This is a genomic window from Beutenbergia cavernae DSM 12333 (genome assembly GCF_000023105.1).
In the GTDB taxonomy this organism is placed as follows: Bacteria; Actinomycetota; Actinomycetes; order Actinomycetales; family Beutenbergiaceae; genus Beutenbergia; species Beutenbergia cavernae.
Genome location: NC_012669.1, coordinates 4,612,708 through 4,626,678, shown reverse-complemented (window position 1 = coordinate 4,626,678; position 13,971 = coordinate 4,612,708). Strand labels below are relative to the sequence as shown.

The window sequence follows — 13,971 nt, the reverse complement described above, 5'->3', positions numbered from 1 at the left end:
CCCGATGAGCGCCGACGCCGCGCGCTACGCCCCGCGCCCGAGCCTCGTGAAGCGACAGCGGCGGGAGCGAGCCTCCTGGATCGGCCGCGGTGTCGTGATGTCACTGCTCGCCATCGTCTTCCTGATCCCGTTCCTGTGGATGGTGTCGTCGTCCCTCAAGCAGAACCTCGACATCTTCGAGATCCCCATCCGCTGGATCCCCAACCCCGTCGACTGGAGCAACTACGTCGACGTCTGGACCGGCGAGCGGTCCATGGTGCGGTACTTCAGCAACTCCACGATCGTCGTCGTCGCCACGATCATCGGCGAGCTGGCCGTCGTGACGCTCGCGGGATACGCGTTCGGGCAGCTGCGGTTCAAGGGACAGAACGTCCTGTTCATCGCGTTCCTGGCGACGTCGATGGTGCCGGCCCAGCTGATGCTGGTCCCGCGCTTCATGTTCTTCCGCGAGCTCGGCCTCTACGACACGCTGTGGGCGCTGATCCTGCCGGGGCTAGCGTCGGTGTTCGCGACGTTCCTGCTGCGCCAGCACTTCGCCTCGGCACCGCGCGAGCTGGGCGAGGCCGCCCGGATCGACGGCGCCGGTGAGGGCCGGATCTTCTGGTCCATCTACCTCCCGATGGCGCGACCGGCGCTGGCGGCGCTGGCGATCCTGATCTTCGACTCGACGTGGAACGACTACGAGAGCGCGCTCATCATGATCACGGACGAGGCGAAGTACACGGTGCCCCTGGGGCTGACGCGGTTCATGTCCGAGGACGGCACGGTGTCGATGGGCCCGGCCATGGCCGGCTCGGTCTCGTCCCTCATCCCTGTGCTCGTCATCTTCCTGATCTTCCAGCGCCACTTCCTGCGGTCCATGGCCCGTGTCGGCCTCCGCTGAGCCGCAGCGAGAAAGGGAACTCACGATGAGCGCCGATGCTGCCGCGCGGCCCGGAGTCAGCACGCGTTCCGGGTGGGAGGCGGTGCACCTGACGACCGACGACCTCGAGGTCGTCGTGATCCCGGGCAAGGGTGGCGATGTCTCCTCGATCCGCCAGCGGTCCACCGACATCGAGCTGCTGTGGACCCCGCGCTGGGGGCTGCGCCCACCGACCGCCCTCCCGCTGCCCGGCGTGCCGGAGACGCTTGCACTCGACCGCTCCGGCGGCGGCTGGAACACGATGTTCCCGAACGCCGGCAGGGCGTCGGTCGAGTACGGCGTCGACTGGGGCTTCCACGGCGAGACCTGGCTCGCGCCGTTCACCTGGGAGCCGGTGGCGGACGGCGTGGAGATGACGACGGCGCTCGCGCGCAGTCCGTTCGTCGTCACCAAGACGGTGGTCGCGGTGGCCGACGCCGTCACGGTCACCGAGTCGGTCGAGCACGTCGGCGCCCGCCCGGTCGACGTGCTCTGGTGCCAGCATCCCGCCTTTGGGGCGCCGCTGATCGGCCCGGCGACGACAGTGGAGGTCACCGGGTGCGTCGTCCATCCGGACATGCCCGACGACGTCCCGCCGACCCCGGCACCACCGCGCTGGCCGGCGCACACGGAGGTCGACCAGTCCGCCGTCGACCTCTCCCGGCTGGACGCCGCCGGCAGCGGCGGCGCTCGGCTCGCGTTCCTCGGTTCGTTCGACGACGACCAGGTGCACGCCCGGATCCACAACCCGGAGATCGGGCTCATGGTGGAGCTTTCCTGGAGTCGGGAGGACTTCCCGTTCGCCTGGTACTGGTACGAGTCGGGCGGTCGGCAGGACTACCCCTGGTACGGGACGGCGCACTCACTGGCGCTGGAGCCGGCGTCCGGCTACCCCAGCGGAGTGCGCCGCGCCCGCGAGCTGACCGGGACCGAGCTCACGATCGAGCCGGGCAAGACAGTGACCAAGTCCGTGACGATGCGTGTCGTGTCGTCGAGAAAGACGAACCCCGAGAGGTGACAGCGCTGTGCATGTGCTGAAGAACGCCGACAGCTCGTTCGGCCTGCGCGTCGGTGCGCCGGGAGGCGCGGCGGCCGAGCAGGCCGCACCGTTGCGCGCCACGGTGTGGAGCGGCGAGGCGGGAGCCGCACCGGTGACGCTCGACGCGGGCTACGACTCGCTGCGCGGGACGGGCGGAGAGTGGCTGGGCACCGGTCGCCTGGACACGCCGGGCGGCGCCACCCTGCGTTTCACCGACCGCTGGACGACCGAGGGGGACTCGCTGCGGCTGCGCCGGGAGGTGCGCGTGCACGGCGACGCTCCGGGCGGGTTCGCGAGCGTCGCCGCGTTGCGCGTGGTCGGGGCCGAGCCGTGGCCGCAGATGGAGTGGTTCGCCCCAGGCATGATCTACGGCAACTTCGACCACATGCGCGACAACTCCTTCGGCGCAGGCAACTACTACGAGCCCGGCAACTACACGGTGTGGATCCGTGAGGACCGGATGCCCGCGCCGCTGCTCGCGACCCGGCTGCCCGACGGCGCGACGGTCGCGGTCCTCGACTCAGCCCCGGACGGCCGGACGAGCGCGGCGGAGGGCCAGAGCTTCTCCCGCGAGCCGATGGTGGCCGGGGAGTTCCGGTTCGGTGCCGTCCTCGCGGAGGAGCGGCCGGACGGCACCGCGCTGGGTTACGCGATGCCCGGCTCGGAGGGGTCGCTGAGCTACGGGCCGAAGGGGGGCGGGGAGCACGGCGCGACCGCCGAGCAGCGGTGGCGGTACCGCTTCAACCCGTTGACCGACGGCTTCACGCACCGGTACGAGGTGACGTTCCGCTTCGACCGGGCCGCCGACACCAACGAGCTGATCACCAGCTCCTGGCGATGGGCGTGGCGCACGCTGGACCCGCGCCCGAACCCGCAGGACGTCGAGACCATGCGGTCGACCATGGTGGACGTGCTCGCCGAGAACTTCCTCGAGGTCTCCGACCCGGTCGGCGGGAACCGTGCCGGCGTGAAGTTCGTGATGCCGGCCATCCCGGGGGGTAAGGAGCATCCCGACTCGAAGGTCATCCTCGGGTTCACCGGCTACGCCCTGGGCTCCGCGGAGATGATGCTGGTCGAGGCCGCCCGCGACCCGGGGTCGGAACGCAGCAGGGCCCTCGTGCGAGACGCCGAGAAGGCCATCGACGTGTTCGTGCGACGGCCGGTCGACCCGCCGCTCGACGAGGGGTTCATGCTGAGGTCCGGCGCGCCAGCCGTCTCGACGTGGCCCACGGGGCGCGAGGTCACGACCGAGCAGGCGATCTACCTGCGCAGCTTCACCGACGACATGAAGTCGCTGATGCGGGCGTACGAGCGCGAGGTGCGGGCGGGCAGGGATCGCTCGGAGTGGCTCGCCTGGGTGCGCACCTTCGCAGACTGGCTGCTGACGCAGGAGCAACCCGGCGGCGGCTTCCCCCGCTCCTGGCGGGCGTTGTCCGGAGAGCTGCTCTCGGCGTCGACCACCGGCACGTACAACGTCGTCCCGTTCTACGCGCAGCTCTATCGGGTCACCGGGCACGAGCCGTACCTCGACGCCGCACTGCGGGCGGGCGAGTTCGCGTGGGGCGCCGGGGGGCACGCGCGGGGTCGCTTCACCGGCGGGACGATCGACAACCCCGACGTGGTCGACAAGGAGGCCGCCACCATCGCGCTGGAGGCCTACCTCGCGCTGCACCACCTCACGCACGAGGAGACGTGGCTCGAGCGCGCACGCATCGCCGCGGACGTCGCCGAGACCTGGATGTACATCTGGGACGTCCCCATGCCCGAGGACGCGGACGACGCCGAGCTGCACTGGAAGCGCGGCACACCCACCGTGGGCATCCAGCTGATCGCCACGGGCCACTCGCTGAACGATGCCTACATGGCGTGGGACGTGGAGAGCTACGCGCGGCTCGCGCAGGAGACCGCCGACCCCCACTACCTGGACGTGGCGCGCATCCTCCTGCACAACACGAAGGCGATGGTCGGCACACCGGAGGACCATCGCGGCACGCGCGGCCCCGGGTGGCAGCAGGAGCACTACTGCTTCACGCTCGCGCGCGGGATGGGGCGGCACCGCGAGTGGCTGCCGTGGGTGACCGTCAGTCACCTGCGCGGCATCAACGACCTGATCGACTACGACGCCGATCTCTACCAAGAGCTCGCGGGGCTCTGAGAACGGGCGGGCCGCGCGGCGGCGCGCGGCCCGCCGGCCACCGAGCGGTGCATCTTCCTGCGGGCCGCGGCGTATCGGCGGGAGGGATCCCGCACTCGGCGGGTGTGGGGTTCGCGTCCGCGATCAGGCCATGAGTCGTGTTCGCGCCCCGTCGAGCGCGGCTGAGGGCCGGATGGGGCCGTACCTGCTGCGCCGAGTGCGTGCATCTTCCTGCGGGCTGCGGCGTGTCGACGGGAGGGATCACGCACTCGGCAGGTCCGGGGCACGCGTCGGTGCGGCTACTCGCCTCAGAACGCGTCGTCGAGCATGGCGTCGATCGCGCCGTCGATCGACTGTCCGCCGTCGACGGTGATCGTCTGGCCCACGATGAACCGGCTCTTGGCCTTGTCGGCCAGGAAGACCGCGAGCTCGGCGATGTCCGCGGGCTCGCCGCCACCCCCGAACGGGATCTTGCGGTTGAACGCGGTCAGGTCGCGTTCGGAGTAGCGGTCGAGGGCCTTCGTGTGGATGAGCCCCGGCGCGATGCAGTTGACGTTGATGCCGTGCTGGATCAGCTCGACGCCGAGCGACTTCGTCATCATGGTGAGCCCGGCCTTGGCGGCCGAGTACGGCAGGGCCTTGCGGCGGACCCACGTGACGTCGCCGTGGATCGAGGAGATGCTGATGATGGCGCCAGCGATCTCCTGCGCCACCATCGCCCGCGCCGCCGCCTGCGCGCAGTAGGCGGCAGCGTTCAGGTTCAGCGCGATCTGGCTGTCCCAGTACGCCGTCGGCATGTCGATGAAGCCGCCCGGCGGCATCCGCAGCGCTCCGCCGGCGTTGTTGACGAGCACGTCGATCCGGCCGAATCGCTCGACGAACTGCTCGACCATCGCCTGGGACTCGCCGACGTCGGCAACATCGGCGGCGAACACCTCGGCCTCGACGCCCAGCTCTCGGCACTGTTCCGCCACGCGCTCGGCGTCCTGGCCGGACGAGCGGTGGTTGATGCCGACGGCGTAGCCCTCGCGGGCGAACGTCAGAGCGCACCCAGCGCCGATGCCGCGCGAGGCTCCTGTGATGAGGGCCGCCTTCATGTGCGTGTACTCCTGTCCGCCGCTGCCAGCTCCTGGTACGCGGCCACCGTGTGCATCGGGAGGAACAGCTTCGCCGGCTCCACGCCGTCGACCGCGGCGACCAGTGCGCGCGCGACCGTGTGGGGATCGGTGACGCCGGCTGCCGCCATGCCGGCCACGAACCCGCGGTCGTGCTCGTAGCACCCGATGCAGGCCGCGAGGAACTGGCGGGCGGCGTCCTCGCCGATGGCGACCTCGCCCAGCGGCAGGTACGGATGTCCGCAGACGATGTTCCGCACCGGCAACGCGAGCAGCCGCTGCAATGAGGGCAGGTAGCGCTCGGGGTCGAACAGCAACGCGCACCCTTGCGACACCGTCCCGTTGAGCTGGAGCGAGTCGCCGGTGATCACCGTGCCCGAGCGGACGTCGAAGAAGCAGCAGGCGTCCGTGTCGTGGCCGGGCGTATGGATGGTTCGCAGCGGGCCCACCATGTCGCCGTCGTCGAGCAGCCGATCCGGCGTGACGCCGTCGAGCACGGGCGGGGGAGCGGCGCTGTGCTCGGGGAACGCGGCACGGATCTCGCGGCTGTACGCGAGCGGATCACGCATGCGCTCGTCGGACTCGCGCAGCACGCCCACCTGGATGGAGGGCGCCAGCTGGCGCATGCGCGCGATGCCCCCGACGTGGTCGCCGTGGATGTGGGTGGCGAGCACCCACCCGATGTCGGACAGACCCATGCCGAGCTCGGCGAGCGCCGGCACGATCGTGGAGTCCACCGTCTCGGCCATGCCGCCGCTGTCCACGAGGATCGGCGGCCCCTCACCGAGGACCAGCGTGACGCCCGTCCACACACCCGTGAACGGGACCTTCAGCAGGAGGACGTCCTGCACGATCTGCGTGAAGTGCTCCATGGCTCAGGCGTTGGCGCCGATCCCGATGGCCGCGTCGATGCTCGCCTGGTAGCCGCTCACGGAACCGTCGAGGACGTCGTCGACGGTGACGAGCGTGCCACCGGCGGCACCGGACTCCATCATCGCGTAGCAGAGAGCTATCGCCCGGAGCCCCTCGTCGAGGCCCACCTCGGGTCGGGTTCGGGAGCTGATGCAGGAACCGAACTCGGCGTACTCGACGGCGAGCAGGAGGCGGTCGACGGTCTCGAAGTCGAGCCCGTACGCCGTCGCCTGCGCTCCACCGAACAACGCCGCCGTCGCGTCGTCGAGCTGGAACTCGGGGACGAGCGGGAGGATCTCGGCGCCCGTGTAGGTGTGGGTCCGGTCGAGCGTGAGCACGAGCGGCTGGCCGCTGCGGTCCTTGGGGATCTCGACGGCGCCTGCCGAGCCGTGCACGCTGCGCGCCCAGCTGTCCCGCCCGTGCTCCGCCCGGTTCTCCGCGTACTGACCGACGGCGCCGGAGGCGAAGTTGACCATCGCGAACAGGGCGTCGTCGGCGGTCGCCTCGAACTCGGCGGGCATCGCCGCCTGGGACTGGCCGTAGACGCCGCCCGGGTTCGACGCCGGTGCGCCACCCGTCGCCGCCGGGTTGTAGCGGACCGGTTCGAACAGCCGCATCTGGGCGTAGACGCTGGTGACCGGGCCGAGGTAGTACTCCATCATGTCCGTGTAGTGCGTGCCGGCGTCGAAGAGGATGCCGCTCTCGTCCTTCATGTGTCGCCACATCGAGATCGCCATGAGGTTGCCGCCGCCACCTGAGCTCTGATGGAAGTACCGAGGCTCCCCGAGGACGCCGCCGTCGACGAGGGCCTTCACCAGTCGGTTGGTCGGGTCGCGGCGGAAGTTCTCGGCCACGCTGAGGATCCGGTCCGATCCCGCGACCGATGCCTCGAGCTGCCGCGCGGCGGCGATGGTGAGCCCGACCGGCTTCTCCACCATGACGTCCAGCCCGAGGGCGACGGCGTCGGCCGCGAGGCTGTGGTGGGCCTGCGGCACCGTGGTGATGTCGACGGCGACGGCACCCAGCCGCTGCGCTGCTGCGACGTCGGCGCAGGCGGCAGGCCGGCGCCCGAGGCGGGCCCGCGCCTCGTCGGCCACGTGCTCGGCGCGAGCGGGGTCGACGTCGCAGACCGCGACGAGGTCGAACGGGTTCAGCCCCGCACGCTCGAGCTCGGCCATCCCGAACAGGTGTCTCGTGCCCATGCCGCCCGCGCCGACGATCGCGAGGGGAATTCGCTCCATGACCGCGAACCTACCTGAGCACAGGTGAATATGTCAATACATATAGACGTGCGCGGTGCTCGCGGCGAGGCGGCGTCAGTTCTCCTCGAGCACCAGGTCGATCGTGTAGCCGTCCGAACGATAGACGTGCTCGGCGTGCTCGACCGGGGCGCCGGACGGGTCGAACGCGGTCCTCGACACGGCGATGACCGGAAGCCGGCTCGAGATCTTGAGCAGCGCGCGCTCCTCGGCGGTGGGGAGCCGTGCGGAGACGGACTGGTGCGCGACGACCGACCCGACGCCGTGGTCGCGCAGGACGGCGTACAGGCCTCGGGCTTCGAGCTGCTCCTGCGTGATCGAGCTGTGCCGCGGGGGGAGCCAGTTCTGCATGATCGCCAACGGCTCGCCGTCGGCGAACCGCAGCCGCCTCAGTGCGAGGAGCTCGGTACCGGGATCGAGCTCGAGCGCCGTCGCCGCCTTCGGGTACTGCTCGCTCGCCACCTTCAGCACCTCGGTGCTGGGATGGCGGCCCTGGATCGAGAGGTCCTCGTACAGGCTCCCCTTGCTCACCCGGCGGTGCACCCGCCGGCTGGCGACGAACGTGCCGAGGCCGCGCTTGCGCACCAGGAGCCCCTGGTCGACCAGGTGGTGGATCGCGCGCCGCACCGTGGGGCGCGAGAGTCCCAGTCGCTCGCTCATGGCGACCTCGTTCTCGAACGGGTCGCCAGGCTGAGCGTGACCGTCGGTGATCGCCGAGGTGAGCTGTTCCGCGAGCTGGAAGTAGAGCGGGACGGGGGATGCGCGGTCGAGCGCCACCTGGATCACTGCGTGCTCTTCGGCCATCTCGATCCGTCCCCACAGGCAACATGTCAACTCAATGTGACAATAGTGCATCGGGAGTGACGACGGGGCAACACCCGGGGCAGCCGGAGTCCGGCCGTGCGATCGGTCAGCGTCCGTGCCGTTCGAGGAGCTCGTCGACCTCGGCCGGCGTGGGCATGGCGACCGAGCACCCCCGCCTCGAGGCGACGATCGCGCCAGCCGCCGTCGCGCGTCGCAGGGTCACGTCCAGCGGCACTCCCGCTGACATCCCGCTGACCAGCCAGCCCCCGAAGGCGTCGCCCGCGCCGAGCCCGTTGACGACGCGGACGGGAACGGCCGGCACGGACAGCACGGCGTCCCGCGTGACCGCCACCACCCCCTCCTCCCCACGCTTGACGACGGCGAGGCGCGGTCCTTCGTCGAGCAGCACCCGCCCCAGCTCCTCGGCGGTTCCCGGGCGGCCGAGGGCGATCGAGCACTCCTTCTCGTTGCCGACCACCGTGTCGACCTGGGGCAGGACGGGCCGGAGGCGATCGCGCAGGGCGCGCTCGTCGGCCCAGAAGTCCGGCCGGTGGTCGAGATCGAGGAACGTGTGCTCCGCCGCGGCGAGCGCTGCGTCGTGTGCCGCCGCGGAGCGGTCGGTGGCGAACCCCGAGGCGGTGATCCAGAGCATGTGCGACGACGACGACGCCGCCACCAGCTCGGCGGCGTCGAGCGCGTCCGTCGGCGGCGGGGTGTCCTGGAAGAACTGCAGCGCAGGCGAGGAGGGGTCGCGAAGGTCGCAGACCGCGAGCGTCGTACGGCGTCCCGGGACGGCGCGTACCCAGCGCGCGTCGACGCCGAAGCTCGCGAGCTGATCGACCACGAACTCGTGGAACAGGTCGTCGCCGGTGCGGGTGACCACGGCGCTCCGGAGGCCCGCGCGCGCGGCCGCGACCGCCACGTTCGTCGGGGATCCTCCGAGGTACTGGCGGTAGTTCTCCACGTCCTTGGGGGCGCGCCCGTCCTCGGCCGGGTAGAGGTCGACGACCACCCGCCCGACGGAGACAAGATCGAGCTCCTTGGTTACCTGTGCAGACATAGAGACATCGTAACAACGTGCTAGCCTCACGTCATGAGGCGTCGAGGAGGGGAGTGTCGTGGCGACCGCAGATGATCAGCCCATGGCTGTGCTGGCGTTCGATCATCGGGAACGTGCGTTCTCCTCGGTGCGTGCCGCCGGGATGACGCACGCCGAGATCCGTCGGTCGAAGGAGCTGATCTTCGACGCGTTCGTTGCTGCGATCGAGGGCGGGCTCGGGGGAGCGCGCCCTGGCGTGCTGATCGACGAGGAGTTCGGGGCGTCGATCGCCAGGCGCGTCGCCGCGCTGGGGCTTCCGGTCTCGATGCCCGTGGAACGGGCGTCCGAGTCGGTCTTCACGTTCGAGTACGGCAGCGACTACCGGCAGCACCTGCTGGAGTTCCGGCCTGCGTGCGCGAAGGCCCTCGTGCACTACCGCACGACCGATGCCCCCGAGACGAAGCGGACGCAGCTGGGCCGGCTGCGTGAGCTCGCGGACTTCCTGGCGGAGCGGTCGATCGCCTTCATGCTCGAGCTGATCGTCGGCCAGAGCGACAGCGCCGACGGGGAGATCCCCAGCGTCGACGTCGACGAGCTGTGCGGATCGATGGCGGAGATCCAGGATGCGGGCGTGCAGGTGGACATGTGGAAGGTCGAGGGGATCTCCTCACGGGAGGCCGCGGCGCGGGTCGCCGGGCAGGCCGTGGTCGCAGACCCCCGGGCCACGTGCGTGGTGCTGGGCGCGGGCGCGCCGAACGACGTCGTCGGCCACTGGCTCGACGTCGCCGCCGCCACCCCCGGGTTCAGCGGCTTCGCCATCGGGCGGAGCATCTGGGGCGCACCCGTGGCGGCCTGGCTGGATGGCAGGCTTGCGCGCGAGGAGGCCGTCGACCAGATCGCCTCGACCTACACGTCCTGCACGCTGCGCTACATGGGAGCACGGGTCGGCTGATGCACGCGGTGCGAAAGACGGGTCCAGAGCCGGGCGACGTCGAGCTGCAGGAGGTCCCGCGGCCCACCGCTGGGCCGGGCCAGGTGGTGGTCGACGTCGCCGCCGCGGGTCTGTGCGGAACCGATCTGCACATCCTCGACGGCAGCTACGGCTCACGCCCACCGGTCACTCTCGGGCACGAGGTCAGCGGCACGATCGCCGCCGTCGGTCCCGGTGTCGACGCGGCCCGGGTCGGCGAGCGTGTCGCCCTCGAGACGTTCTTCTCGACGTGCGGCGAGTGCCGCGACTGCCGCGGCGGATCGCCCAACCGCTGCGAGTCCAGGGTCTCGATCGGCTCCGGCGCCGACGGCGGGTTCGCCGAGCAGGTCGTCGTTCCCGCGCGCAACGCGCGCCGGCTGCCGGACCACGTGCCGCTGCCCGCGGGAGCGCTCAGCGAGCCCCTGGCCTGCGTCTGCCGGTCGTTGTTCCACCCCACGCCGGCCGTCCGCGCCGGCGACCGCGTGCTGGTGGTCGGACCCGGCGCGATCGGCCTGCTCGCGGCCCAGGTCGCCCGGGTCTGCGGCGGCGAACCGACGGTGCTGGGGACGCCGGCGGACGCCGAACGCCTCGACGTCGCGCGCGCCCTGGGACTGGCGTGCGCCGACGACCCGGCGGACGCCCCGAGCGAGGTCGACGTCGTCCTGGAGTGCTCGGGCTCGGGCGCCGGGATGGCGCTCGGGATCGCACGGGTCCGGCGCGGCGGCCGCTACGTCCAGATCGGCCAGCGCGGCGACGCCGTGCCGATCGACCTCGCCCGGGTGTCGTTCCACGAGCTCGTCATCACCGGCGGGTTCGCGAGCACTCCCGAGTCCTGGGACCGGGCGATGCTGCTGCTCGAGCGCGGGCTCGTCGACCTCGAACCACTGGTCGGCCGGAGATACCCCCTGAGCGAGTGGCCGGCCGCGTTCGACGCGGTACGCACGAGTGCCGGAGTCAAGCAGCTCCTCTGCCCGGACGGAGCGTCGTGAAGCTGGGCTACAACACCTGGTCGACCCCGACACTGCCGTTCGGAGAGGTCGTGCGGACGCTGGCGCGGATCGGCTACGACAGCGTCGAGGTCACGGTCTGCGAGGGGTGGCCTACCGACGCGCTCACCGCCACGGACGAGGACGTCGCGGGCTGGCGCACGGCCGCCGGCGAGGTCGGGCTCGAGATCTCCAGCGTGACGGCGAACGCGCCCCTCGTGTGCGACGACGAGACGTGGGCCGGCAGCCGTCGTCGGCTGATGCGATCCTTCGAGGTGGCCGCCCTGCTGGGTGCCGGCGCGGCGTTGCCGGTCAGCCTCGGGGCGCACCGACCCAAGGGGCCCCTGCTCGGAGGCAACCCACCCCCGATCGTGGCGCAGACCACGTGGGACGCCGACCGCCAGCTGATCGAGGACCGCTTCGGGGAGCTGGCGGAGCTGGCGACGGCTGCCGGCTGCGCCGTGGCACTGGAACCGCACTCGGGCGCCGTCGTCTCCACTCCCGAGCAGGCGCTCGCCGTCCTCGCGGCGGTGGCCTCCCCCACGCTGGGCGTCAACCTGGACATCTCTCACTTCGCGGTGCGCGACTTCGACCTCGAGGGCGTCGTCGCCGCGCTGCTGCCGCACACGCTGGTCGTCGAGGTCAAGGACCACGTCCGGACCGACGACGGTTTCGACTTCCTCGTCCCCGGTGAGGGCGAGTTCGCCTACGTGCCGTTCCTGTCGCAGCTGGACTCGCTGGGCTACGGCGGGACCGTCTCGGTCGAGATCAGCGTCCGACGGCAGGCGAAGCCGGGGTTCGACGAGGTCGCGGCAGCCGAGCTGTCGTACAGCACCCTGGCCCGGGCGTTCGCCGAGGCGGGCGTGCGGAGAGGTCCGGACGGTCGAGGAGGAGAGGCGTGATGGCCAGGGACATGCGGGTGGCAGTGATCGGCTGCGGCAAGATCGGCGCCACCCACGCGGAGGCGGCCTCGGCGCTGCCTGGCGTCGAGCTGGTCGCGGTGTGCGACCGCACCGTCGAACGCGCCAAGGAGCTCGCCGAGCGCTTCCCTGGCGTGCGGGTCTACGACGCCGTCGACCGCATGCTCGCCGACGCCGACCTCGACGCCGTCCTGGTGGCGACGGCGCACAAGCACCACTTCTCACCCGCCATGCAGGCGATCCACAGCGGGGTCGCGGCGCTCGTCGAGAAGCCGCTGACGACGTCGCTCGCGGAGGCCAACGAGCTCGTGGTGGCGGCCGAGCGGGCCGGGGTGACGCTCGGGACCGTCTTCCAGCGCCGCTTCTTCCCCGCCGCGCAGCGGATGCACGACGCCATCGCCGCCGGCCGCCTGGGCGGCGTCGTCGCCGCAGAGTGCCTGGCGCAGCTGGGTCGCGACCGCACGTACTTCGAACGCGACGACTGGCGCGGCTCGTGGACGGGCGAGGGCGGCGGCGCGCTGCTCACCATGGCGATCCACTACGTCGACATGATGAACTGGATGCTCGGCACGCCCACGTCCGTGTACGGGCGCTGGGCGACTCTCAAGCACGCCGACTACATCGACGTCGAGGACGTCGCGGGCGCCGTCGTCACCTATGCCGGCGGGGCCATCGCGACCATCCAGGCGATGACGACGTTCGAGAACGGGTTCGCCTCGGAGCCGAGCCCCGCCGTCGCCTACCGCGCCCCCGGGTTCCGCCTGGCGGTGCACGGCACCGCGGGGCACAGCGTGGGACTTCAGGAGAGCCCCGAGCTCGCGCAGGCCGTCACCGACCTGTGGACCTTCGACGGCGAGGAGGAGCTGGCCAGGCGGTGGCACGAGGAGGAGCACGGCAGGCCGAGCCTGCCGGGGTTCCACCGGATCCAGATCGCCGAGTTCCTCGACGCGGTCCGCGCGGGCCGACCCCCGGCGATCACCGGTCGTGACGGCCTGACGGCGCTCGAGGTGGTCAAGGGCGTCTACCTGTCCCAGGATCGGCTCGCTCCGGTGTCGCTGCCGATGTCCGACGACGACCGCCGCGACGCCGACCGGCTCACCGAGGGTGCGGCGTGAGCGCGGCCGGTCGGGTCGCCGTCGTCACCGGTGGCGCCACGGGCATCGGTCGCGCGACATGCCTGGAGCTGGCGCGGCGCGGCATCGAGGAGATCCACGTCGGGTACTCCCGGTCGGCGCAGGCGGCCGAGGACCTCGCCGCCGAGCTGCGCGGGATGGGCGCCGTCGCGCACCCGCTCCTCCTCGACGTGTCCGACCGCGACGCCGTCGGCCGGGCCGCGGCCCACGTGCTGGAGACGAGCGGCGGCCTGGACGTGCTCGTGAACAGCGCGGGGACGACCGAGAAGATCGAGTTCGCGGACCTCGACGCCGTGACCCCCGAGCTCTGGGACGAGCTCCTCGGCGTCAACCTCGTCGGCGCGTTCTGGGTGTGCCAGGCGTTCGCCGAGTCGATGAGGCGCCGCGGCGGCTCGATCGTCAACGTCACGTCCATCGCGGGGACGCGCGCCGTCGGCAGCTCGCTGCCGTACGGCGTCAGCAAGGCGGCCCTGGCGCAGCTGACCCGCGGGCTCGCCGTCGCGCTCGCTCCCGCCGTGCGGGTCAACGCCGTCGCACCCGGCACCGTGATCTCGGGCTGGCACGAGCGACTGGTCGGCGCCGAGGCAGCACGGAGGACCTTCGACGCCGAGGCGGACCTCGTCCCGCTGGGGCGGCTCGCCGATGCCGACGACATCGGCCACGCGATCGTGACGGTCGCGCTCGACCTGCCGTTCGTCACGGGCCAGGAAGTCCTCGTCGACGGCGGCAAGGCGCTGCGCTACTGAGCCTGCCGCTGTC

At 71.5% G+C, this 13,971-nt stretch carries 12 protein-coding genes and 1 pseudogene; 8 read left to right on the top strand and 5 right to left on the bottom strand.

Translation table 11 applies throughout. From position 1 onward, the window contains the following. Positions 1 to 4: 4 nt before the first annotated feature. From BCAV_RS21115 to BCAV_RS21105, 3 genes are read left to right on the top strand one after another with little or no spacing between them, the layout of a single operon-like run. Complete coding sequence (locus BCAV_RS21115) at positions 5 to 883, top strand: carbohydrate ABC transporter permease (RefSeq protein WP_015884671.1); 879 nt, start codon at positions 5 to 7, stop codon at positions 881 to 883. A 25-nt stretch (positions 884 to 908) separates the two neighbouring features. Then, positions 909 to 1,919, top strand: a complete 1,011-nt coding sequence (locus BCAV_RS21110; RefSeq protein WP_015884670.1) for an aldose 1-epimerase — start codon at positions 909 to 911, stop codon at positions 1,917 to 1,919. Between the two features lie 7 nt (positions 1,920 to 1,926). Continuing rightward, a complete protein-coding gene (locus BCAV_RS21105; RefSeq protein WP_015884669.1) occupies positions 1,927 to 4,095 on the top strand; it encodes a hypothetical protein in 2,169 nt (722 codons plus the stop codon). Between the two features lie 287 nt (positions 4,096 to 4,382). Here BCAV_RS21105 and BCAV_RS21100 read toward each other — a convergent pair whose 3' ends face one another. The 5 genes and pseudogenes from BCAV_RS21100 to BCAV_RS21080 all read right to left on the bottom strand — a co-directional run bounded on the left by BCAV_RS21100 (position 4,383) and on the right by BCAV_RS21080 (position 9,224). Further along, a complete protein-coding gene (locus BCAV_RS21100) occupies positions 4,383 to 5,171 on the bottom strand; it encodes an SDR family NAD(P)-dependent oxidoreductase (RefSeq protein WP_015884668.1) in 789 nt (262 codons plus the stop codon). 314 nt (positions 5,172 to 5,485) lie between these two features. Next, positions 5,486 to 5,938, bottom strand: a pseudogene (locus tag BCAV_RS23620) (MBL fold metallo-hydrolase); the annotation flags it as partial. A gap of 126 nt (positions 5,939 to 6,064) precedes the next feature. Further along, positions 6,065 to 7,342: a Gfo/Idh/MocA family protein gene (locus BCAV_RS21090; protein ID WP_015884666.1), complete on the bottom strand. Its 1,278-nt coding sequence runs from the start codon at positions 7,340 to 7,342 to the stop codon at positions 6,065 to 6,067. Between the two features lie 75 nt (positions 7,343 to 7,417). Then, the gene (locus BCAV_RS21085; RefSeq protein WP_015884665.1) at positions 7,418 to 8,164 is read right to left on the bottom strand and encodes a GntR family transcriptional regulator; all 747 of its coding nucleotides are present in this window, start codon (positions 8,162 to 8,164) and stop codon (positions 7,418 to 7,420) included. Positions 8,165 to 8,270: 106 nt separating this feature from the next. Beyond that, entirely contained in the window at positions 8,271 to 9,224 is a 954-nt protein-coding gene (locus tag BCAV_RS21080; RefSeq protein WP_015884664.1) for a PfkB family carbohydrate kinase, read from the bottom strand. 82 nt (positions 9,225 to 9,306) lie between these two features. On the opposite strand from BCAV_RS21080, the gene BCAV_RS21075 reads away from it, so the two are divergent. Genes BCAV_RS21075 through BCAV_RS21055 form a run of 5 tightly spaced genes read left to right on the top strand, consistent with a single transcriptional unit; the run spans position 9,307 to position 13,958 of the window. Beyond that, positions 9,307 to 10,155: a 2-deoxy-5-keto-D-gluconate 6-phosphate aldolase domain-containing protein gene (locus BCAV_RS21075; RefSeq protein ID WP_043347685.1), complete on the top strand. Its 849-nt coding sequence runs from the start codon at positions 9,307 to 9,309 to the stop codon at positions 10,153 to 10,155. Next, entirely contained in the window at positions 10,155 to 11,162 is a 1,008-nt protein-coding gene (locus tag BCAV_RS21070; protein WP_015884662.1) for a zinc-binding dehydrogenase, read from the top strand. The genes BCAV_RS21075 and BCAV_RS21070 overlap by 1 nt, the downstream gene beginning before the upstream one ends. After that, on the top strand, positions 11,159 to 12,061 hold the full coding sequence (locus BCAV_RS21065; RefSeq protein ID WP_015884661.1) for a sugar phosphate isomerase/epimerase family protein: 903 nt from the start codon (positions 11,159 to 11,161) through the stop codon (positions 12,059 to 12,061). The genes BCAV_RS21070 and BCAV_RS21065 overlap by 4 nt, the downstream gene beginning before the upstream one ends. Further along, positions 12,061 to 13,194 (top strand): Gfo/Idh/MocA family protein, encoded by a 1,134-nt coding sequence (locus BCAV_RS21060; RefSeq protein ID WP_015884660.1) that lies wholly within the window; start codon positions 12,061 to 12,063, stop codon positions 13,192 to 13,194. Before BCAV_RS21065 ends, BCAV_RS21060 begins: the two co-directional genes overlap by 1 nt. Continuing rightward, on the top strand, positions 13,191 to 13,958 hold the full coding sequence (locus tag BCAV_RS21055) for an SDR family NAD(P)-dependent oxidoreductase (protein ID WP_015884659.1): 768 nt from the start codon (positions 13,191 to 13,193) through the stop codon (positions 13,956 to 13,958). The genes BCAV_RS21060 and BCAV_RS21055 overlap by 4 nt, the downstream gene beginning before the upstream one ends. Positions 13,959 to 13,971: the final 13 nt, after the last annotated feature.

Bases quoted from the DNA above. Each gene is read 5' to 3' on its own strand.
- BCAV_RS21115 (WP_015884671.1), top strand. From the start codon at position 5: ATGAGCGCCGACGCCGCGCGCTACGCCCCGCGCCCGAGCCTCGTGAAG.
- BCAV_RS21110 (WP_015884670.1), top strand. From the start codon at position 909: ATGAGCGCCGATGCTGCCGCGCGGCCCGGAGTCAGCACGCGTTCCGGG.
- BCAV_RS21100 (WP_015884668.1), bottom strand. From the start codon at position 5,171: ATGAAGGCGGCCCTCATCACAGGAGCCTCGCGCGGCATCGGCGCTGGG.
- BCAV_RS21090 (WP_015884666.1), bottom strand. From the start codon at position 7,342: ATGGAGCGAATTCCCCTCGCGATCGTCGGCGCGGGCGGCATGGGCACG.
- BCAV_RS21085 (WP_015884665.1), bottom strand. From the start codon at position 8,164: ATGGCCGAAGAGCACGCAGTGATCCAGGTGGCGCTCGACCGCGCATCC.
- BCAV_RS21080 (WP_015884664.1), bottom strand. From the start codon at position 9,224: ATGTCTGCACAGGTAACCAAGGAGCTCGATCTTGTCTCCGTCGGGCGG.
- BCAV_RS21075 (WP_043347685.1), top strand. From the start codon at position 9,307: ATGGCTGTGCTGGCGTTCGATCATCGGGAACGTGCGTTCTCCTCGGTG.
- BCAV_RS21070 (WP_015884662.1), top strand. From the start codon at position 10,155: ATGCACGCGGTGCGAAAGACGGGTCCAGAGCCGGGCGACGTCGAGCTG.
- BCAV_RS21060 (WP_015884660.1), top strand. From the start codon at position 12,061: ATGGCCAGGGACATGCGGGTGGCAGTGATCGGCTGCGGCAAGATCGGC.